Genomic DNA, 17391 nt, shown 5'->3' on the forward strand with positions numbered 1-17391 from the left:
TCAGCTACTCTGCTGAGTGGGCTGAACCCGGTTCGTTTTGAGTAAAGGCGATCCGGTCCAGCACGGCTGCCAGTTCCTCAAGCGGTACCCGTAACGCACCAAGTTGCTGAAGCCGGGTCAATGTAATCGTTTTCTGACTGCCACAAGCCTTGCTCAACACAGGGGTAGCCAGCACATAGAACACCCACTGATCCAGGTTCAGCGGGTCCAGCGTTGCTTTATCCCTATGGGCCAGTAGACAGAACACGTACACATCGGCTTGGCGTTTCAGCTCGGTCTCATACGCGTTTAACCCGGCATTCCAGCCCAGGGTGGGGCGGATGCTGAACTTGATAGCCGATAGCTTCTTGTGATACCAGGATTGCAGATAGGCCGCTGATTTAACCTCTACCCGAATACCACGCGAAGTCAGCAGATCGTAGGCATCCCATTCAACCCGCACAGTAGCCCTAATGCCTAGTACCTGCGCAACGATGTACTCAGCCAGTCGCCCGCGCAGGGCATTGCTGGCCAGATCCGAAGCCGACCACCGCCAGAAGTCAAGCAGCCTGATTGGTAGTGGTTGCCCATTCTGTAAAAATGGCTCCTCCCCTGTTTTCGGGCTTACGTTCAGCGCCGGGTAGTCACCAGGGGTGTCGTTTGGTCGTGGTTCATCTTTATTGTCCATACGATTTATCAGCCCAATTTAACGAAACCGGTCAACGCATCAGTTAGTACCTTCCGGTAGTGCTCAAGCTGCTCAATGGACAGGTTACTCCCCCGGCTTCCGGCCACGTTGAGTACCCGAATCTGATTGTCTATGAGCCAGGTCCGCAACTGATCCGCGTCTGGATTTAAGCTATACGGCTTCCCTTCCTTAATACAAACATTCAGTGTCAATTGAGTGCCCCCGGTTAAGCTTCCAAACAGTAGTGTTCCGTCGGACTGCTGCACGTTAGCGCGCGTTCGGGGCGGATACTTAGCCGAGCTATGTTCAACCAAACCGTAATCTCGTAACTGCTCGTCGGGTCCGTTCTCGGTCAGGTAGCCTTTAGGAGCCGTACCCCCGGTAGGAATACCGAGTGATTGAGCTACAGTAAGGCCCAGCTGGTCGATACCAGTCTGGCCTCCGGAAATGATACGATGAAGTTTGTAGGTTTCTATCATTTCACTAGATCCGGGGAGCGGTCGGCTCTGGAGCATTGAACCGCTTTTCAATGGCTTTAACAGTGTCCAGTTTGCCTTGGCCGTAGCCGTACTGGTTTCCCCAGACAAAACCTGCGGCAAAGCCGAGCAACACCAGCAGGATCATTAGTATCAGTCGGCGGTTACGCTGCACATGGGCCAGTGAATTCATGGATTTAAGGTTGATATAGCATCAAGTATAATCAATCGTCAGGAAGCGTTTAACTAGCCGAGTGAACGTTCTACAATTTTATTTAGCACAACATAATATTTCTTCTGCATACTGAGCGTTCGGGGATGTTTGGTCTGGAAACTCAACCGGGGTAATAGTCCCGTCGAATCATGCAGCACGCTCAGCAAGCCGTCGCCCAAAATAGACTCCCGTTCCAACATAAATAGTTGATCTAGCCAGGAATCATACTTCGTACCAGTAAGAAAGACAACCACGTCCGGTTGACTGATGGCTAGTTCCTGTTTAAGTAGCTCAAACCCTGGCCGGTTCCGCTCTTGAAGATCAGGATGGGGCGTGGTACTGTTACTATCAAATTTGGAAATATTGGTCCATAAGAACCCGCTCGTTTTCCTTTCCACGCCAGGATCTGAATTTAGTCGATGGAAGCAGGAGCGGCAAAAATTCCAAAACGGACTCCGCAGATAGCGTGGTTTCTTGCCATCTCCGTAATCAGCGTGTTTGCCCAAGTCAAAACTAGAATACATATTCTGTAGCGTTTCGACGGTTGGCCCTGTGGCCAAGTAATTCCAGCCATGCGTCTCCTGACCAACAAACAAGACTTTTCTTTGCATCCGTGCCCAATCCTCAAATACATGCATTAGTAAGGGAGCTGATACGTCAGCAGGCCATTCCTGACTGTATAGATGCGCTAAGTAAGGCTCGTATATGGTTTTAAGTTGTTGATTGAGTGCCGTTACATTCATGGAAAAGGTTGACTGTTTTTAGATTTCCTGTTTCAATTTACGTTTCAATTCCTCTAGGCTTAGGGTCAAGTCTCGGTGTAACATCCGGTGGCAATTGGCGCAGACCAACGCCAAGTCATTCAGCGTGGTTCGTTCATCAGGTTTCATCAGATGCACAGGTCGAACATGGTGACATTCGATATAGCCATTACCCAACGAGCCATACACCCGATCATACCGAAAGCCGCATACTTGACAGGCTAAATGCCCTTCTTTTTTTAACACAGACTCTTTCTTTTTCTGCACCAGTTTCCGGTTTCGTTCGCGGTATTTGTGCCATTTAAGCAAAACGGTTCCTTCTTTAGCAGAATAGGCGTCGTCGTCGGTATCCTCAATTGACGCTATTTCGTTGAGCACTGTTTCATTTTGCACGCCCTCACGAATTACTGAGGCTAACTGATGAAGCCGGTTTCGATCCGCTTAAAACTCCCGAAAAACAAGCTCGTCCAGCTTACCGTAACTAGGTAGGCCTCTTCGCGCATCGTCCGGGTCAATTGCTAAGAAGTTACCCAGTTTCATGTAAACCCCATCGGGATTGCGAAACGTCTGGTTGCGTAGCTCGGTAGAAAAGATCGGTAGTCGGTTGAGGATATAACTCAGTTCTTTGATCGTGGGGTGGGTAGGGCCAAGCTTATTATAACTTTCCCGAAAGTAAACATCCAAGGCAAGGATAAGCTCATCGCGTTGCCAGGCTGGATTCCTCATGTTGTGTTGGGATACGTTGTGGAAGCTGAATCTAGCGAAATCTTTATCAAACGTTACGGAATGTACCTATGAAGTGTTAACCCATATCCTTATCTTAAAACAGTTATTTAAATACGGTTACCTCTACGACTCTCTATGATTATTACTTGGAAGCGTTGCCTCATGTATGAAGAGGCCCGAAACTATACGGGAATCATTTATTTACATGAATGGAACGACAAGCCTTTCTACTGGGGTAAAGCACACAAGAGCTACTTCGGTGGCCACATGCGCACCTACAATGAGGGGAAGATAAGCGGGCGCTATAACGTTGGCTATCGGCATTGGATCGAAGGTTGCTTAAGGCATGGAGCAAAGCTATACATCGGCCTGCTCGACGAGGAAGGACTTAGTACCATCAATGCGGTTGAGAACTACCTGATCAGCACGTATCCAAGTGAAATGAACACTAAGAAGCTCCAGCCGATGCCACTCACCGTTATCCATCAAGGTGACGTGCCTGCTAGCATTAGTTTGATTCAGTAGCTGTTCATTAAGTTTCAGACTAACTACATTAACCTCATCTTACTACGCTTGTCAAACGAATATATACGTCACTAAGCGTAGCTTGATCAATTGAACATCATTATGATTTCGCGTGAAATAGATATTGAGTTTCGCTTAACAAAGCACTTAAATGGAAGTGAATTTGAGCGATTCGGAAACCAGTACCTCCGCTATTATTACAAGAACAAGTACCCACAAACCAAACTAGGCTCTCAAATTGCCAACAACAGTACAGTTGCAGGTCAGCCAGACATGTTTTTCTCTTTGCCAGGACACAAATTCAAACTTGCAGAAATCACTAAGAAAAAAGATAATCTAACCACAAAACTCAAGAACGATCTTAACTCATGCTTAGATGAGGAGCTACATGGTATTCAGCATGAGCAAATTACACACATTGATTTAGTTTATGCAGGTCGGCTAGATGCCCGTCAGCAGAATGAATTAGCTCAACCTGCCCGTAATGTTGGAATTGGTGTAACGTTTCACGGTTTGGACCAGTTAGTCAACGCCGTTGTGGACGATATAAGGTTGGCTAAGGCGCTAAACATGCCGATTGATACCGGTCAGATTCTTACTGTTGCTGAATTTATCGACCATTACGAACGGGGTCGATTAACTGTTGGGACCCCTCTATCTAACGCTTATTTAGAACGAGCTGAATTTAATTCTATGACCGAGCAATTAGTCAGTTCTGAAATCCTTGTGATACAAGGTCAGCCCGGTTGTGGGAAAACAAAGCTCGCAATAGAATACATCCAGCGATATATAAGTGAACGACCTGACAGTGAAGGATACTGTATTGTCAATCAGCCTCCAGCAATATGGGACGACGTAATGATACACTTCCCGGATGGCAAGGATTACGTTATTCTCATTGATGATGCTAACCGGCAAGTGGATAACTTATTAACAGTGCTTAACCACTTTAATAGATTACGAACCTCTACGTATAAGATTCTGATTACCGTTCGGGGTTATGCCTTTGACGAAGTTAGCCAGTCGTTACAAACTAATAACTTCCGGTTTAGCGAACTAACTGTCGGGAAAATGAGCGATGAACAAATTACTGAGGTTTTAAAGTCGCCCACTTTTACCATTCTTAACGGTATCTATCACAATAAAATAAATCGGCTAGCTGAAGGAAATGTCCGATTAGCGGTGATGCTGGCAACATTAGCAAACCAGAAGGGTAGTGACATTACTATTTTATCGGATGTTAGTGCCGTTTATGACGAATATTACTTGCGAGTCATGCCCGATCAAACGGTTTGGACAAACACAACACGTTTACAAGTACTTGGGCTAACTGCTATGCTGCGCGTTGTGGACACTACTAGTTTGACTGACTTTGAACATATATTATCCTTTTTAGGGATTACAGCAACTGAACTGTGGGGGCATATCCGTTACTTGGAAACACTAGAAATCGTTGAAGTATATCAAGACAACGCTTTCCGGTTTACAGAGCAGGTTTTTGCCACATATGCCTTTTATCAATGCACTTACAAAAGAAAAGCATTGGACTTAGCAAGACTTTTGGGTGCGTTCAACGAATCGCAGAGCTACCGGCTTAAAGATGCTGTCTTATCCATTTATGAAAGCTATAACAAAGAGTCAGTTAAGGCATGGGTTCAACCAATTTTGGCCAAGTTTTATGGTACGTTGTCAGATGACCAGTCTCGATTAAGCTTTCTGTCAAGGTATGACCGGTTTTTATTAGATGAAGTTATACTGTTTATCTATCAATTCGTAGAGGGTAGCGTTACGTCAAATACAACTAACCGCTATGGACAAAGTGTCAATAAGGAGATAGTAGCTTTATTATTTGAGTTTTTGGCGCATACAAGCAAAAAAGCAAATGCACTAGTAGGGTATGCATTAATGATTGCTCTAATTGATAAGCAGTCTGTTTTAGTAGAAGACGTCAATAAAAAAATTGAAAGTTATCTGACTCGTTCATTTAATTATAGTGAAGATGATGGTCCCCATTTTGATCAGTACGATTGGTTAAGTGCCTACTTGGTTGAACGAGGTTTGCAAGGGTCAGCACTACATTGTCTAGTTATGGACAATAACTTGAAGCATTTCTTACTCCTAATGTATGATAAACCAGGTGAGCCTCCTGTTTATCGAAAACGAATTTGGGGATACGTTGACCACCGCTTGTCAGCAGGGGTAGAAACCATTAAGCAAGCACTGTATGCTTACATGCCTAAAGGTTATAGAGGCTTAGACAATGATTATATCCAGGCTGATGTTGATGAAGTTTCTAATGTAGTTCGTAAACATTTTTCGGCTGATGACCCATTGGATTGCCGCAACGTACATAAATACGTCCATAAACTCAACAACTTAGCACTTGAACGGCGAACGTATCAAGGGCTGGCCACCGAGTTTAATGGTGAATTATACCAATTATATTGTACGCTGAGTTTTGAGCATATTAAAAAAAGGGAACGGCGTCAAATTGATATCTCGGGATCAATAGAGTTACGAAAACGCAAGGTTGACGAGATACGAGTAGCATTGTCGTTCAATAGTTTAGATGAATTTAGACCACTATATGAGAAGATACGATTGATGTGGTCACTGGTCTTTGGGCCAGGAGATGTCTGGCACCTTAGTGAAGGGCTTACCGAATTCTTTTTGTCGATTGCGCAGCGAGATAAGGAACTCTTCAATGAGGTACTCAAGTATGTATTATTAACTGGGCTACCCGATGGATATATGGATCATCCTCCATTATTGGCGACTGTTATGGAACGTCATTTCGTCAAGCCCGAAGATTTATATACAACCCTCCTACCTGTTACAGATAAAACGGCGTCATGGTTACTTAGCTTTTTTTGGTCACTACCTGATTCAGAGTTTAGTACTCAATGGTTTTCTCGTCTAAGTGAGAAATTATCCGATCTGGCCATCTTTCAATTAAATCGAATCGCTATTCCTGGCTTTCTCGAACGTTATGTGTCATTCGATTTTACACTACCGACAAGGGTTATACAGTTGCTACATACAGTAAAATCAGAACATAATAAGGAAATTCAGCTATGGGATAGTTTTATAGAAAAATTCGGATCACAGGTTGACTCTTCATTGACACATGTGATGGAGCAGCTGTATCTTGACCAATATTTCACTAAAGAAGCTTACGATCATGACCGGAAAGCGTTAGCGGTTTTGCTCGACCGCCGACGAAGCTTCTGGCACGATTTCCTAATCGCACACTATGACGAAAACAGCTACCTGCGCCATGATTTTGGCCAGCTCTCATTTGTCTGGTCACGCGATGACTACTACGAATTAGTTAGTGAGGGATTGCAACTTATTCAGAAACGTGAGCTTTACATAATTCATGCTCAACAGGTAGAAGGCTTTTTCGAAAGTTTAGACTCAAAGAACGCTGAGAAAGTCGGAAAATTCATCGAGCGGTTTATCCAAGAAAATAGCCGCGAGGTTGATCTACTGAATGCAATTTATTTAGCCCTATCCAAACCCGGCCCTCCTACTGAAAAGCCTTTTATTACCCTGTTCTTAACTTACAATACATTGGTAGAGGACTTTACAAGAATTGATTGGATAAAGTCAGGTGCGGTACGTACCTATACTACTAGTACTATAATTGGTGAGCTGCGAGCAAAGCAATGGGAAAACATATTAGAAAAAGTAGAAGCAATGGACAATCCGTTGATGTATATTCTTCATAGGCGTTATATCAAAGAAAGGATTGTAGATCAACTTGAACATGCTAATTACGAAAGACGAGTAAACTTTCTAAGAAGCCGATGAGTGGAGAAGGCTTATCTATCATCTTTCTTCAACAGGTTGTAATTAGGCTTATTGCCAACCTCAACTACGGCTTACTGTATTGTCTTACATCCGCTCAAGACTAACTATACCATATGTTTAATCTTTCATTGTAAAGGCGGTGTGTCCTATTTCCTAATTTTTAATCAGTTTATTCATTAAACGAAGTACCTGCACCCGTTGAAATAAATACCCCTTCGCCGTACGGAATCCCGCTGCGTTCAGTTCATCGGCAATCTGCTGGAGCGTCTTGTCCTGGTTTAGATAACCTCTAATAGTCAGCATCGCCCGCTGGTTGTTTTCATTCGTAGCCGCTTTTTTCTTGATCGCAGCAACACCTTTCTGTTGAGCCAGTGGTGTCAGGTTCTGCGGTGATCCCAGTTGAAAGCCCTGTTGCTTCTTTGCAGCCAGCGCCTTGCGGGTCCGTTCGCCGATCAGTTCCCGTTCGTGCTGGGCTAGCGTCGCAAAAATGCCAATGGTTAGCGTGTTGGCATCGGGCATATCAGCACACACAAAGTCAGCGCCCGAATCTTTCAGAGCAAAAATAAAGCTCGCGTTGCGGCTCAGCCGGTCTAGCTTGGCAATTACTAAACGGGCCCTGTGCTTTCTGGCATAGGACAGCGCTTCTGTGAGCTGAGGACGACTGTCTTGCTTGCCGCTTTCTACTTCGACAAACTCCCGCACGAGCCGTGCCTTGCTACCGATGAACTGCAACACCTGATTTCGCTGCGCTTCTAACCCAAGCCCGCTCTGGCCTTGCTGCTTGGTTGATACCCGATAATAAGCAATGTAAGAAAGAGACTGACTTTCCATAAACAGGCAGAATAAAAGCCCAAGATACAGGAAAAGTACAGTTTGTTACAAACCATAAATGACCGTTTAACATTTGTAACAAACCTAGAAAAATAAAAAATGACTATGACAATTGCCGAAAATGAGCGGTGTATGCCAAACAAATACCCTATTCGTCTAGTATACTAGGCATTAGCTAACTAAATCTCCCCGATCATGAGCAAGCCCCGCAAAGACCGCTCGGATATCCAAGTCGGTAATCTGGAAAAGAAACATGACTTAGCACCGGGGGCCATCCGCAACCCAGACCAAACAGATGCTCGATCGGACAAGGAGCTAGGTAACCTCGAGCGCGAGTACGGCGAAGAAGCCCTGAAGAGTACTCTTGACTCGACCAACCATCCTACGCCGAATGAATAAGTAGACTAGACTCTCGCTAACTGTATAGTCTGTTGGCTCTGGATGTTGAGAAAGGGAAGACAAATCAGCTTTATCTTCCCTTTCTGATTGGGGTTTTCGTGGACAAAAACGCCTAGTTTATTAATTGTACTTTCCTAATAAACTGATCGGTATTCGTTATAAACGATATTCATTATACTAATAGTCTGTTTTTAAGGTGCAGCTACTTTTTTGATAGCTTACAATAAAGGCTTAGCCATCAAGATGTGGTAATAATCAGCTAGAAACAAAAACGCCAAAAAAACTATAAAATCGGTGGATGCTAGTAAATTTAGATGTTTAACAGAACTAGAGTTTTGTTAAACTTTTCTCGTTGGTTAACATAACATTTGATTATATAACGAAAATATGGGTATGGGAAGGCTCAGTGGGCCACAAAACCAACTTTACAAATTTATTGATGCACTGCTTTGGGAAGAATGGGATCCAATCGGGGTAAATGATTCCGCTCCTAGAGATGAGTATCAGTCTTATACCCCTCAACTGTTTAGTCTAGCCATCAAGGGAGCAGCAGTACACGAAATTGCTGACCGGTTTATCTACCTTGAGGAGAAAATACTGGGGTTAGAAAGTAATGAGCGAGCATGTAAGGATCTAGCGGAGAAGATCATGCTAGAGACAAAAAAGTAGGGCTTAGGTTAACATAACGGCAGTGGCTGTTGCAAAAGCCTGAATGAGGCTGAACCATCCTGTTTAAACTCTTTTTTCAGCGGGTGAAGCTGCCTGTAGCTACCCATTTGCTGAGCTTCATAATGGCCTACAAAACTTTTGCAACAGCCACGGCACTTATATAACACAGTCAGATCGATGAAATTTAGCCACTCTATCTTTGTTCTAGCGGTTCTTCTATTGTCTGCTAACATATCGGCCTACGCTTGTAGCTGTGTTAGAAATCCTAACTGGACACTCAAAGATGAGCTGAACTCTGTAAGCCTTGCTGCTAAAGGTAAGGTCATTAGTGTGACTGATTATACAGACCCTGAGTTTCCTTGGCCTCAAAAGCTGTTTAGGCTTGTCATTAAGACTAAGTATAAATCTCCAGTTAACACACCTGATACGGTATCCATTGTCACTGGTCGAGATGGGGCAGACTGTGGATACGCGTTCAAAATTGGCAAAGAGTACATTGTATACGCTACTAATTGGGAGCCAAAGGGCACTATCAAAAAAGCGACGAAAGCAATTTCACCAAGTATGTTTTATACCAGCATCTGTGCTTTAACGAAAGAGACTAATCGGAAAGAATTAGCTAAATTAAATCGCTTAGCTCATTAAATGAGATTTGCACTTTTTCATTTAAAGGATAGAATAAGCGAGATAAGTATTCTCGGAAGATTCCCTTTACATAGCGGTAGTTATACAACCTCCCTAAAATAAGTGCAAAATAAATCTAGTAATACTGTAAATTTCGATTGTGTTTTTTTAAGAGTAGTATATGGAATTTAAAATGCAGTTCGGAAGAACTACCCATAAAAGTATTAAAGAGTTTGAAGAAAAAATAAACTTTAAACTTCCTACCGACTATGAATCATTCTTACTTGTTTATAACGGGGGAATACCTTTAAAAAATAGGTTTCTAATAAATAAGCTACAAGGCTTCGACTCCATTGATCTTTTTTTTGGATTATCTCTCGACAAGGATTTTCTTAATCTTAACTATCAGCTAGATTATTACGAAGATAGATTTCCACCAGGAATTATTCCTATCGGGGAGGATCCTGGAGGAAACTATATTTGCCTAGATGCGAACCAAGGGGAAAATTATGGTAGAATTTATTTCTATGATCACGAAGTAGAAAATGAATATGCACAAGGAAATCCAACTCGGAACAACTTGTTCTTAGTTGCAATTAATTTTGGTGAATTCCTAAAAAGTCTTCAATAGCCCATAAATTGTACTAATCTTAGCTATGTTGTACAACTAAACTTATGTTATGAGAAAAAAGATAGAATTTAGAAGTATAAATGGGTTGCTCACTGCAACAAAAAATGCAAAAGTGAACCACTTATTTCTTGCGTATTTCTGTCACCTCAATTCGGTCGTTGTAATTCCAGTCACCGTAGTTACGAACTGGACGAATTTTCCCACTAACATTAACCGTGTCTTGAGTAATTATTGTCTTACCATCAATAACTTTAGGGTCACAATACATAGCATATCTACCCTGTGATGTTGAATCACCCAAAATTCGGACTCCACTAATATTGTGAATAGCAAGTGCGTTTTGAACTATATTTTCCGTTGGACCTTCACAATCACACCCCAATTTTACTTCCTCTTTTTGAGAACAGGCCGACAGCAATATAAGCAATAATGTGCTAGTAAAAGTAGCTTTCATTTAAGTAGGGATTTACAATTGGTAGTAGTCATTTCCCATGTAGATTATCACTGACTAAAAATAGTTGGGAAATTTCGTTGTATGAGTGATTTTATGTTAACTAAACGCTGACACTCAAATGAACTACTTCACTATCCTAAGCTTATTTAATAAATTTATTCCGCACAAACTCAACTTATGAAGACGGCTTTAATGCTCATTGTCCTACTATGTATTGTAACCGCTAGTTGTCAGCAATCGGACTCTATCCCTCCCAAAGAGGATGTAGAAGCACTTTATCAACGGTTTCATGGTAAATATAAAGTCGTTAGTTCGACCAGTAGTGAGCCGCTAGATGTCAATTTAGATGGCGTTTCGTCTACGAACTTACTCCAGGAGATCCTAGAGCTTAATAATTACGGGGCTTTTTTGGAGTTACGGGTCAAATCGGTTTATGGATCCATGTTCTTGTTTTCTCAGTTTTGGCCTGAGCAATACATTAACACCTATTCAGGGTCTACTCAATGGAATGGGAGGGATACGCTCAGTTATAATCCCACCCACTTAGTCAATTATGCGAATCAAGCGGGTCCGTACCGGTTCTCCTTTAGTGATGATCTAAGCCAGATCGTGGTGACAGCTGTTGGCGAATCAGACTCCATTCGGTGGGTCAAGCCTGAGTCCGTCTTCATTGAGGCTAATGACCGACTTCGCGTGATCAACAAACGACGTATTTACACTCGACAAGGCGTGAAAGAAGTAATGATTACCACCCGCTACGAGCGGTTTACCATAATCACTTAACGTACCCTGATACTCTCTTTTCACTCCCACTATCCAAGGGACAATCCGGCCCAATCTCACGGCCTGTATAGGGCACATGATCTAGGAATAGTTCATTAACATAAGATTACTAATATAACACCCCTCAGAATAGTACAATTTCAAAATAGTTAAAAGCGGGTAATTGCTGATTGCCGAAGTATTTCCGTCTAAGCACTCAACTTAGTCGATCGCTCTACGTGCTCATTCAGGGCAGTGGGTGGGTTTGTGCGCGTCGTACGAAATAAAAAAATTGATCCAGCTTAAACGAGCCAGCCGGAAAACGGGCGGAGTCAGAACGATAATTAAGCTAATTAAGACACTCAGAAAATAAACCAAATCCCAATCCAGTACCACCTCCATGATCACAAAGCAACTCACGATGAGTGCCGTATAATAAGCATAACTCACATAGAGAGCACCCGTATAATAGCCCGGCTCCCGCTCAAAACGTTCATCGCAACAGCTACAGCGGGGATTCATTTGATCAAATTTCTTAAGATTATAAGGGTTATTGACCAAAAAGAAGTTGCCCCGTTGACAGCGGGGGCATTTATTGAATAAAATGCTATAGAGTTTGGTGCCTTTTCCCATGCAATTAATCGCGAGTAGATAGGTCCGCCGATTCCGATTAAGTTGTTGCTTAAGAGCGGCTAGTTGCTCTCACTACTGGCTAACTGGGCGCTTTGTTTAGTCGAGGCCTTTATTGAACTAATTGCGACCAAGTTTTCCTGCTGCAAGGTCTAGAGGCATCAAGGCGGCTACAGCATCCGAATCAAGTGGAAGCCCTAAGCTATATACCATACACAATTGTATTAAAGAAAGAAAATGAATGTGATAAACGTCTAAACGTTCGCTAAATATTTTGTACTATTCATAGTAATCGTTCAGAAAAGTTGCCCTTTGCGTGGATGCTTTGTGGCTTTTCAGCAAATGACTTCAGAACGTATCTAGCTTCAAATGATTGTTTATTCATTGAGGGTTTTCCTGAACGATTTTAAATCGAACCCTAAAAATAATGTAACCAATTGATTATCAATACACTAATTAGTCTATTTTACTTGTATTTTTAACCATTAAATGAACGGATTCATACCTTGTTTATTAACTCAAATAATTAGATTATTGAAACTGATCTAGTCGCATTCATTTTCTATGAATATAGTAGTGCTATAAGGTGATTTTCTATTAATTTAAGATATTTTTCCGTTGAAAGTCAATACGTAGCCTACTCAGTCAGGTTAAAATCGAACCACTAGTGACAGCTTCTTTTGGATGTTATTAGATGGATTAGTACTGAAATTAGTTAATTCTTTATTTTTATTCAACCCGATGCAAGATAGTTTTAGTCAACAAAAAACTACATGAGTAATAAAGTTAATAACTAAGATCTTAATTTTCTTAATCTAGAAGCAAGTATGTTACTTGTCCAGTCCCTGTCGTATTCCTCCTATTGTTCATCCAACTATAGCTAGAAAAATTAGGCTTTTTATGAATACGAATTCTATTAAGGACGATATAATCACTGTCTTTGCTGATTCAACCTTGTATACACAAGAGTCCATCTTCAAATGCCTTTATTGGTATGGAGGACGATTTCACACCACCGTGTCACGCCGGGATTCCTCAACGTACCAGATTCAACTCAAGCTACTTTCGACAAATCCTATAACCGACGAAGAGGCCGAAGCTATCCTACAGAAGCTCGAGCGGGACCTGATCGATTTTAGGTTGCGGGATATCGTCTCCCGCGAAACCAGAAACATTCGGGACCTTTTGGTGGCCAAGGCCTTCTCGCACGGTGAATTTGATGAAGAGCCACCTGGCGAATTAACGGACCCCGTTGGTTTTGACGTAACTCAGCTCATCCATGATTGAGGAAAAACTTCGTCGGCAAACCCGAAAGTTTAAGGAGCGCGCGGATTATGACCAGCAGCAAAATGCCTATTACTTATTGCCTTTCCGGTTTCACCGACTTGATGAGACCCGCGATATTTTGGTTAATGAGGTAGGAGACTATTTGGTGGTTTCGACCGGAACCGTGGAAAAAATCGTTTCCCGCCAGATAACTAAAAAAAGCCACTACGACTTATACGCGGATTTGCTGAGCGGTTTTTTTATTTCGGAGCAACCCATTCCCCCGCTTATTGACATTCTGGCAACCCGGTACCGAACGAAAAAGTCGTTTCTAGACCAATTTACATCCCTTCATATTTTTGTTATTTCGCTGCGTTGCGAGCATACCTGTCATTATTGTCAGGTCTCACGAGTGACGCAGGATAAGGCAAAATACGATATGGCTGAACGGTTCATCGATCAGGGTATTGACCTGATGATGCAATCGCCAAACGATCAGGTGACTATGGAGTTTCAGGGCGGTGAGGCTTTGCTGGCTTTTGATAAGATTGTGTACGCGATTGAGCGCACCAAACGCCTGGCATTGACCTATGCTAAACAGGTGACCTACGTCATTTGTACAAACATGGCGGTTATTACCCGGGAGATTGTTGACTACTGTCTGGTCAACACTATTTTGCTTTCCACGTCATTGGATGGCCCTGCCTATGTCCACAATCAGAACCGCAAGCGGCCCGGTAAAAATAGTTATGAACTAACCCTTCAGGGAATTGAACTGGCGCGAAGCGTATTAGGCCACGATCGGGTGTCTGCTTTAATGACGACCACGAGTTTGTCACTCAACTATCCCACTGAGATTGTGGATGAATATGCTGCTCAAGGCTTTCGCAGCATTTTCCTGCGTCCAATTTCGCCTTACGGTTTTGCCCTGCGCAACGAACGGAAAAATCATTATGAGACCGCGCAATTTTTAGATTTTTATAAAAAAGCGCTTGATCGGATCCTGGAGTATAACCGGCAAGGTCATTTCTATTCGGAAGATTACGCAACAATTCTCCTGCGTAAAATATTGACGCCCTTTCCCGTAGGCTACGTTGATCTGAGTTCGCCGTCGGGCTCCATTACGAATGCGATTGTGTTTAACTATGACGGGGCAGTATATGCCAGCGATGAGAGCCGGATGCTGGCAGAGATGAATGATTTTACGTTTCAGCTGGGCCATCTGGATACCCACTCGTACGCCGATATTTTTTACGGTCCCAAAACCCAGCAGCTGACCCAGGCCTGGACCAATGAGAGCCTGCCTGGCTGCTCGGAATGCGCTTTTCAAAGTTACTGCGGGGCTGACCCGATTCATAACCATGCCACCCAAGGGGACCTGTGGGGGTACCGGCCCACCAGTACCTTCTGTCAGAAAAACATGGAAATAATTCGCTACCTGATTGACCTCATGGAAACCGATCCAACGGTGAAGGCCATTTTTGAGAGCTGGATCAAACCCCGCCCATAACTACCTATGCTATTACAAACGCGTGGAATACCCTTTAATGTAGCGTATGATATGGTCGGTCGGGTCACCCGTAACCCCGATCTGGCTGACGGATCATCATTTCTAATTGTGGAGGAGGAGGCCCCGGCTGATCCGCTGATTCAAGCGGGTTATCAGGCAGTTCTCACCAAACAGCCATCTGTGCTGAGTACTACCCGGTTACCCGTCATCTATCAGGTGCCTACCTTCGACCATTTGGTGGATGGAGATATTGTCTCGGTGAATGGGGACGGCATTATTAATACGCTTTACCGTATTCACTCTCCTCACAATAGCTTGCTGACTACTGAACGATGTAACAGCAACTGTCTGATGTGTTCACAGCCACCGAAGGATAAAAACGATATTCCGCGTCTGGCCGAACTGCACCGACGATTGATTCCGCTGATTCCTAAAGATTGTCCCGAATTAGGGGTGTCGGGGGGCGAGCCTACCTTACTGGGCGAGGGATTTTTCGCCCTTTTGGAACAGCTCAAACAGGAATTGCCGGATACCGAGATTCATGTACTGACCAATGGCCGAACCTTCGCCTGGCACCAGGTAGCGCAACGGTTGGCTGCTATTAATCATCAGCGGGTCATGTTTGGCATCCCTCTATATTCGGATTACTATCAGGAACATGATTACATTGTACAGGCAAAAGACGCTTTTGACCAGACCGTTCTGGGGCTGCACAATCTAGCCCGCTACGACCAGCGCGTCGAGATACGCGTCGTCTTACACAAACTGTCGGTGCCCCGGCTCGTCAAACTAGCCCATTATATTTATAAGAACCTGCCTTTTGCTGAGCACGTAGCCTTCATGGGTTTAGAATATATTGGCTATACGCCCCATAATATTGATAAGCTCTGGATTGACCCCTTTAATTATATGCAGGAGTTAGAGGAGGCCATTGAATTCCTGGCGGTACGTGGTATGCACGTATCCATTTATAATACGCAGCTCTGTTTGCTACCCACCTCGCTTTGGCCTTACGCCCGAAAATCAATTTCCGATTGGAAGAACAGCTATCTGCCGGAATGTAACCGCTGCGCCCGGCTGAGCGAATGCGGAGGCCTGTTCACTTGGAACTTAAAAAAGCCTAGTCAGTACATCAAACCCTTTACTGAGGATCTCATTCATTCACCACTTTGATCCATTTCTGTGCGTATGCACGCCATCTGGTTACGTGTTGCCAGGAAGGTAAATGTAAATGGATGGCAAATTAGTGGGCCTAACATAACTGATTTAGCGCAAAAGCTTTACAACCGAATCCGTAACTTTACCAGTCACGGTCATCCCATTAGCCTGCTCCAAGGATTTCACTGCCTGTTCAGTAATCTCGTCAAATCGATCGCTAACCGCTTGGCCAGGTGTTGCCTTCAAATACCCCTTCTGAATAAGCTTCGTTTTTAGCTCAACCACGTCCGCTCCCGTCATGCCCCACTGGAGGAGTCGATTGCCCAAAAGGGATTTAGACGGAGTTGTTTCAACCGTATCGTCCAAGTCCAAGTAAGCCAACGCATTTTGTTCAACAATATAATTTTGGGGCAGCTGATACTTGTGCTGCAATTTTCCTACCGCGGTTCTTGTCTCCTCATCGAAAACATCGGTTAACGTAGTCTGACTGGTTGGAGTATAGTAGCCTTTTTTTATCAGTCGTTTCTTAAGTTCATACACATCATCGCCCTTTATACCTAAGTATAGAATCCGGCTACCAAGTCGATGATTTGTAGTTACGACTTTGGTATAGGGGCTGGTATTCGCTGGTTGAGTTTCAGGAGTCAAAGATGATAAGGGAGCAGGTTTCGGTTTTGCGGCAGGTGGAGGACTTATCTGACTGGGGGCATATGGCCTGGGGGATGAAGCTGCTGGGGCAGTGTAGCTCCCTGACGAATAAGAGGACGAAGAACTAGTTGATGAACCGGATGAGTAGGTACTGCCACTACTATAACCAGAATAATGCGATGAATGGGATGAGTGCGAACGATGAGACGAATGCGAGCGATGCGACGTATGATAGGTTCCCTCAAATGTACCGGAACTGGCATCAATGGCCCGGAGAATAAAACTCGGTTTTTGCAGGGTACTTTTCAGTGTTTTCAGGCTTAACCGATTTTTCTGAGGAATCGCTTCATGTAGTGTGATTTCTGTATTCGCTGCCGCCTGCTGATTGATACTAGCTAGTGCGCCTAAAGCAATGCTTTGTAGCAGTAAAGGTAGTTCTTTGCTCATGGGTGGATAAGGGTAAACTATTATTTGAAATTATTCTGAAATCGAAAAAACAAAAACTTCTATTAAAAACATAGAGATTTTTGTTACACATGTTTAGTATTATAGCTTCCTATCGACTGAAAAGCTTTTATGTTCATCCCTTTAAACTAATGGTGAAATAGGCTATCGAATGAACTTGCT

The 17391-nt window shown here is 43.5% G+C and carries 20 protein-coding genes; 10 read left to right on the forward strand and 10 right to left on the reverse strand.

Annotated elements, in window-relative coordinates; all coding sequences use genetic code 11:
• Positions 1–4: 4 nt before the first annotated feature.
• Genes M0L20_RS28695 through M0L20_RS28720 form a run of 6 tightly spaced genes read right to left on the reverse strand, consistent with a single transcriptional unit; the run spans position 5 to position 2844 of the window.
• Positions 5–667, reverse strand: coding sequence for a hypothetical protein (locus M0L20_RS28695; RefSeq protein WP_248480660.1), 663 nt, complete (start codon positions 665–667; stop codon positions 5–7).
• Positions 668–675: 8 nt separating this feature from the next.
• Positions 676–1146 carry a putative molybdenum carrier protein gene (locus M0L20_RS28700; RefSeq protein WP_248480661.1) on the reverse strand — a complete coding sequence of 157 codons (471 nt, stop codon included), beginning with the start codon at positions 1144–1146 and terminating at the stop codon, positions 676–678.
• 4 nt (positions 1147–1150) lie between these two features.
• Positions 1151–1336: a hypothetical protein gene (locus M0L20_RS28705; protein ID WP_248480663.1), complete on the reverse strand. Its 186-nt coding sequence runs from the start codon at positions 1334–1336 to the stop codon at positions 1151–1153.
• Between the two features lie 53 nt (positions 1337–1389).
• Positions 1390–2100, reverse strand: a complete 711-nt coding sequence (locus M0L20_RS28710) for a hypothetical protein (protein WP_248480665.1) — start codon at positions 2098–2100, stop codon at positions 1390–1392.
• Between the two features lie 18 nt (positions 2101–2118).
• Positions 2119–2511 (reverse strand): HNH endonuclease, encoded by a 393-nt coding sequence (locus M0L20_RS28715; RefSeq protein ID WP_248480668.1) that lies wholly within the window; start codon positions 2509–2511, stop codon positions 2119–2121.
• A 48-nt stretch (positions 2512–2559) separates the two neighbouring features.
• Entirely contained in the window at positions 2560–2844 is a 285-nt protein-coding gene (locus M0L20_RS28720; RefSeq protein ID WP_248480670.1) for a hypothetical protein, read from the reverse strand.
• 162 nt (positions 2845–3006) lie between these two features.
• On the opposite strand from M0L20_RS28720, the gene M0L20_RS28725 reads away from it, so the two are divergent.
• The gene (locus tag M0L20_RS28725) at positions 3007–3369 is read left to right on the forward strand and encodes a hypothetical protein (protein ID WP_248480672.1); all 363 of its coding nucleotides are present in this window, start codon (positions 3007–3009) and stop codon (positions 3367–3369) included.
• Between the two features lie 102 nt (positions 3370–3471).
• Positions 3472–7182, forward strand: coding sequence for an nSTAND3 domain-containing NTPase (locus tag M0L20_RS28730; protein ID WP_248480674.1), 3711 nt, complete (start codon positions 3472–3474; stop codon positions 7180–7182).
• Positions 7183–7335: 153 nt separating this feature from the next.
• Here the strand turns inward: M0L20_RS28730 and M0L20_RS28735 are convergent, their stop codons facing one another.
• Positions 7336–8013: a recombinase family protein gene (locus M0L20_RS28735; RefSeq protein ID WP_248480676.1), complete on the reverse strand. Its 678-nt coding sequence runs from the start codon at positions 8011–8013 to the stop codon at positions 7336–7338.
• Between the two features lie 195 nt (positions 8014–8208).
• On the opposite strand from M0L20_RS28735, the gene M0L20_RS28740 reads away from it, so the two are divergent.
• The 4 genes from M0L20_RS28740 to M0L20_RS28755 all read left to right on the forward strand — a co-directional run bounded on the left by M0L20_RS28740 (position 8209) and on the right by M0L20_RS28755 (position 10336).
• Positions 8209–8412, forward strand: coding sequence for a hypothetical protein (locus M0L20_RS28740; RefSeq protein ID WP_248480678.1), 204 nt, complete (start codon positions 8209–8211; stop codon positions 8410–8412).
• A gap of 393 nt (positions 8413–8805) precedes the next feature.
• Entirely contained in the window at positions 8806–9081 is a 276-nt protein-coding gene (locus M0L20_RS28745) for a hypothetical protein (protein ID WP_248480680.1), read from the forward strand.
• 177 nt (positions 9082–9258) lie between these two features.
• Positions 9259–9726, forward strand: a complete 468-nt coding sequence (locus tag M0L20_RS28750) for a hypothetical protein (protein ID WP_248480682.1) — start codon at positions 9259–9261, stop codon at positions 9724–9726.
• A gap of 160 nt (positions 9727–9886) precedes the next feature.
• Positions 9887–10336, forward strand: coding sequence for an SMI1/KNR4 family protein (locus M0L20_RS28755; protein WP_248480684.1), 450 nt, complete (start codon positions 9887–9889; stop codon positions 10334–10336).
• 121 nt (positions 10337–10457) lie between these two features.
• On the opposite strand, the gene M0L20_RS28760 is transcribed toward M0L20_RS28755, so the two are convergent.
• The gene (locus M0L20_RS28760) at positions 10458–10790 is read right to left on the reverse strand and encodes a hypothetical protein (RefSeq protein ID WP_248480686.1); all 333 of its coding nucleotides are present in this window, start codon (positions 10788–10790) and stop codon (positions 10458–10460) included.
• Positions 10791–10967: 177 nt separating this feature from the next.
• On the opposite strand from M0L20_RS28760, the gene M0L20_RS28765 reads away from it, so the two are divergent.
• On the forward strand, positions 10968–11573 hold the full coding sequence (locus M0L20_RS28765; RefSeq protein ID WP_248480688.1) for a hypothetical protein: 606 nt from the start codon (positions 10968–10970) through the stop codon (positions 11571–11573).
• A 222-nt stretch (positions 11574–11795) separates the two neighbouring features.
• On the opposite strand, the gene M0L20_RS28770 is transcribed toward M0L20_RS28765, so the two are convergent.
• The gene (locus M0L20_RS28770; RefSeq protein WP_262924057.1) at positions 11796–12185 is read right to left on the reverse strand and encodes a DUF983 domain-containing protein; all 390 of its coding nucleotides are present in this window, start codon (positions 12183–12185) and stop codon (positions 11796–11798) included.
• An 897-nt stretch (positions 12186–13082) separates the two neighbouring features.
• On the opposite strand from M0L20_RS28770, the gene hxsD reads away from it, so the two are divergent.
• From hxsD to hxsC, 3 genes are read left to right on the forward strand one after another with little or no spacing between them, the layout of a single operon-like run.
• Positions 13083–13469 carry a His-Xaa-Ser system protein HxsD gene (gene hxsD, locus M0L20_RS28775; protein ID WP_248480692.1) on the forward strand — a complete coding sequence of 129 codons (387 nt, stop codon included), beginning with the start codon at positions 13083–13085 and terminating at the stop codon, positions 13467–13469.
• Positions 13462–14958 (forward strand): His-Xaa-Ser system radical SAM maturase HxsB, encoded by a 1497-nt coding sequence (gene hxsB, locus M0L20_RS28780; RefSeq protein ID WP_248480693.1) that lies wholly within the window; start codon positions 13462–13464, stop codon positions 14956–14958. Before hxsD ends, hxsB begins: the two co-directional genes overlap by 8 nt.
• Before the next feature lie 6 nt (positions 14959–14964).
• Positions 14965–16131 carry a His-Xaa-Ser system radical SAM maturase HxsC gene (gene hxsC / locus M0L20_RS28785; protein WP_248480694.1) on the forward strand — a complete coding sequence of 389 codons (1167 nt, stop codon included), beginning with the start codon at positions 14965–14967 and terminating at the stop codon, positions 16129–16131.
• A 93-nt stretch (positions 16132–16224) separates the two neighbouring features.
• On the opposite strand, the gene M0L20_RS28790 is transcribed toward hxsC, so the two are convergent.
• The gene (locus M0L20_RS28790) at positions 16225–17211 is read right to left on the reverse strand and encodes a peptidoglycan-binding domain-containing protein (RefSeq protein WP_248480695.1); all 987 of its coding nucleotides are present in this window, start codon (positions 17209–17211) and stop codon (positions 16225–16227) included.
• Positions 17212–17391 lie beyond the last annotated feature (180 nt).

Origin of the sequence: Spirosoma liriopis (assembly GCF_023196085.1) — a bacterium.
GTDB lineage: Bacteria > Bacteroidota > Bacteroidia > Cytophagales > Spirosomataceae > Spirosoma > Spirosoma oryzicola.

What these genes read in the sequence shown, in the direction of transcription:
- M0L20_RS28695 (WP_248480660.1), bottom strand. Translation starts at nt 667, where the DNA reads ATGGACAATAAAGATGAACCACGACCAAACGACACCCCTGGTGACTAC.
- M0L20_RS28700 (WP_248480661.1), bottom strand. Translation starts at nt 1,146, where the DNA reads ATGATAGAAACCTACAAACTTCATCGTATCATTTCCGGAGGCCAGACT.
- M0L20_RS28705 (WP_248480663.1), bottom strand. Translation starts at nt 1,336, where the DNA reads ATGAATTCACTGGCCCATGTGCAGCGTAACCGCCGACTGATACTAATG.
- M0L20_RS28710 (WP_248480665.1), bottom strand. Translation starts at nt 2,100, where the DNA reads ATGAATGTAACGGCACTCAATCAACAACTTAAAACCATATACGAGCCT.
- M0L20_RS28720 (WP_248480670.1), bottom strand. Translation starts at nt 2,844, where the DNA reads ATGAGGAATCCAGCCTGGCAACGCGATGAGCTTATCCTTGCCTTGGAT.
- M0L20_RS28725 (WP_248480672.1), top strand. Translation starts at nt 3,007, where the DNA reads ATGTATGAAGAGGCCCGAAACTATACGGGAATCATTTATTTACATGAA.
- M0L20_RS28730 (WP_248480674.1), top strand. Translation starts at nt 3,472, where the DNA reads ATGATTTCGCGTGAAATAGATATTGAGTTTCGCTTAACAAAGCACTTA.
- M0L20_RS28735 (WP_248480676.1), bottom strand. Translation starts at nt 8,013, where the DNA reads ATGGAAAGTCAGTCTCTTTCTTACATTGCTTATTATCGGGTATCAACC.
- M0L20_RS28740 (WP_248480678.1), top strand. Translation starts at nt 8,209, where the DNA reads ATGAGCAAGCCCCGCAAAGACCGCTCGGATATCCAAGTCGGTAATCTG.
- M0L20_RS28745 (WP_248480680.1), top strand. Translation starts at nt 8,806, where the DNA reads ATGGGAAGGCTCAGTGGGCCACAAAACCAACTTTACAAATTTATTGAT.
- M0L20_RS28750 (WP_248480682.1), top strand. Translation starts at nt 9,259, where the DNA reads ATGAAATTTAGCCACTCTATCTTTGTTCTAGCGGTTCTTCTATTGTCT.
- M0L20_RS28755 (WP_248480684.1), top strand. Translation starts at nt 9,887, where the DNA reads ATGGAATTTAAAATGCAGTTCGGAAGAACTACCCATAAAAGTATTAAA.
- M0L20_RS28760 (WP_248480686.1), bottom strand. Translation starts at nt 10,790, where the DNA reads ATGAAAGCTACTTTTACTAGCACATTATTGCTTATATTGCTGTCGGCC.
- M0L20_RS28765 (WP_248480688.1), top strand. Translation starts at nt 10,968, where the DNA reads ATGAAGACGGCTTTAATGCTCATTGTCCTACTATGTATTGTAACCGCT.
- M0L20_RS28770 (WP_262924057.1), bottom strand. Translation starts at nt 12,185, where the DNA reads ATGGGAAAAGGCACCAAACTCTATAGCATTTTATTCAATAAATGCCCC.
- hxsD (WP_248480692.1), top strand. Translation starts at nt 13,083, where the DNA reads ATGAATACGAATTCTATTAAGGACGATATAATCACTGTCTTTGCTGAT.
- hxsB (WP_248480693.1), top strand. Translation starts at nt 13,462, where the DNA reads ATGATTGAGGAAAAACTTCGTCGGCAAACCCGAAAGTTTAAGGAGCGC.
- hxsC (WP_248480694.1), top strand. Translation starts at nt 14,965, where the DNA reads ATGCTATTACAAACGCGTGGAATACCCTTTAATGTAGCGTATGATATG.
- M0L20_RS28790 (WP_248480695.1), bottom strand. Translation starts at nt 17,211, where the DNA reads ATGAGCAAAGAACTACCTTTACTGCTACAAAGCATTGCTTTAGGCGCA.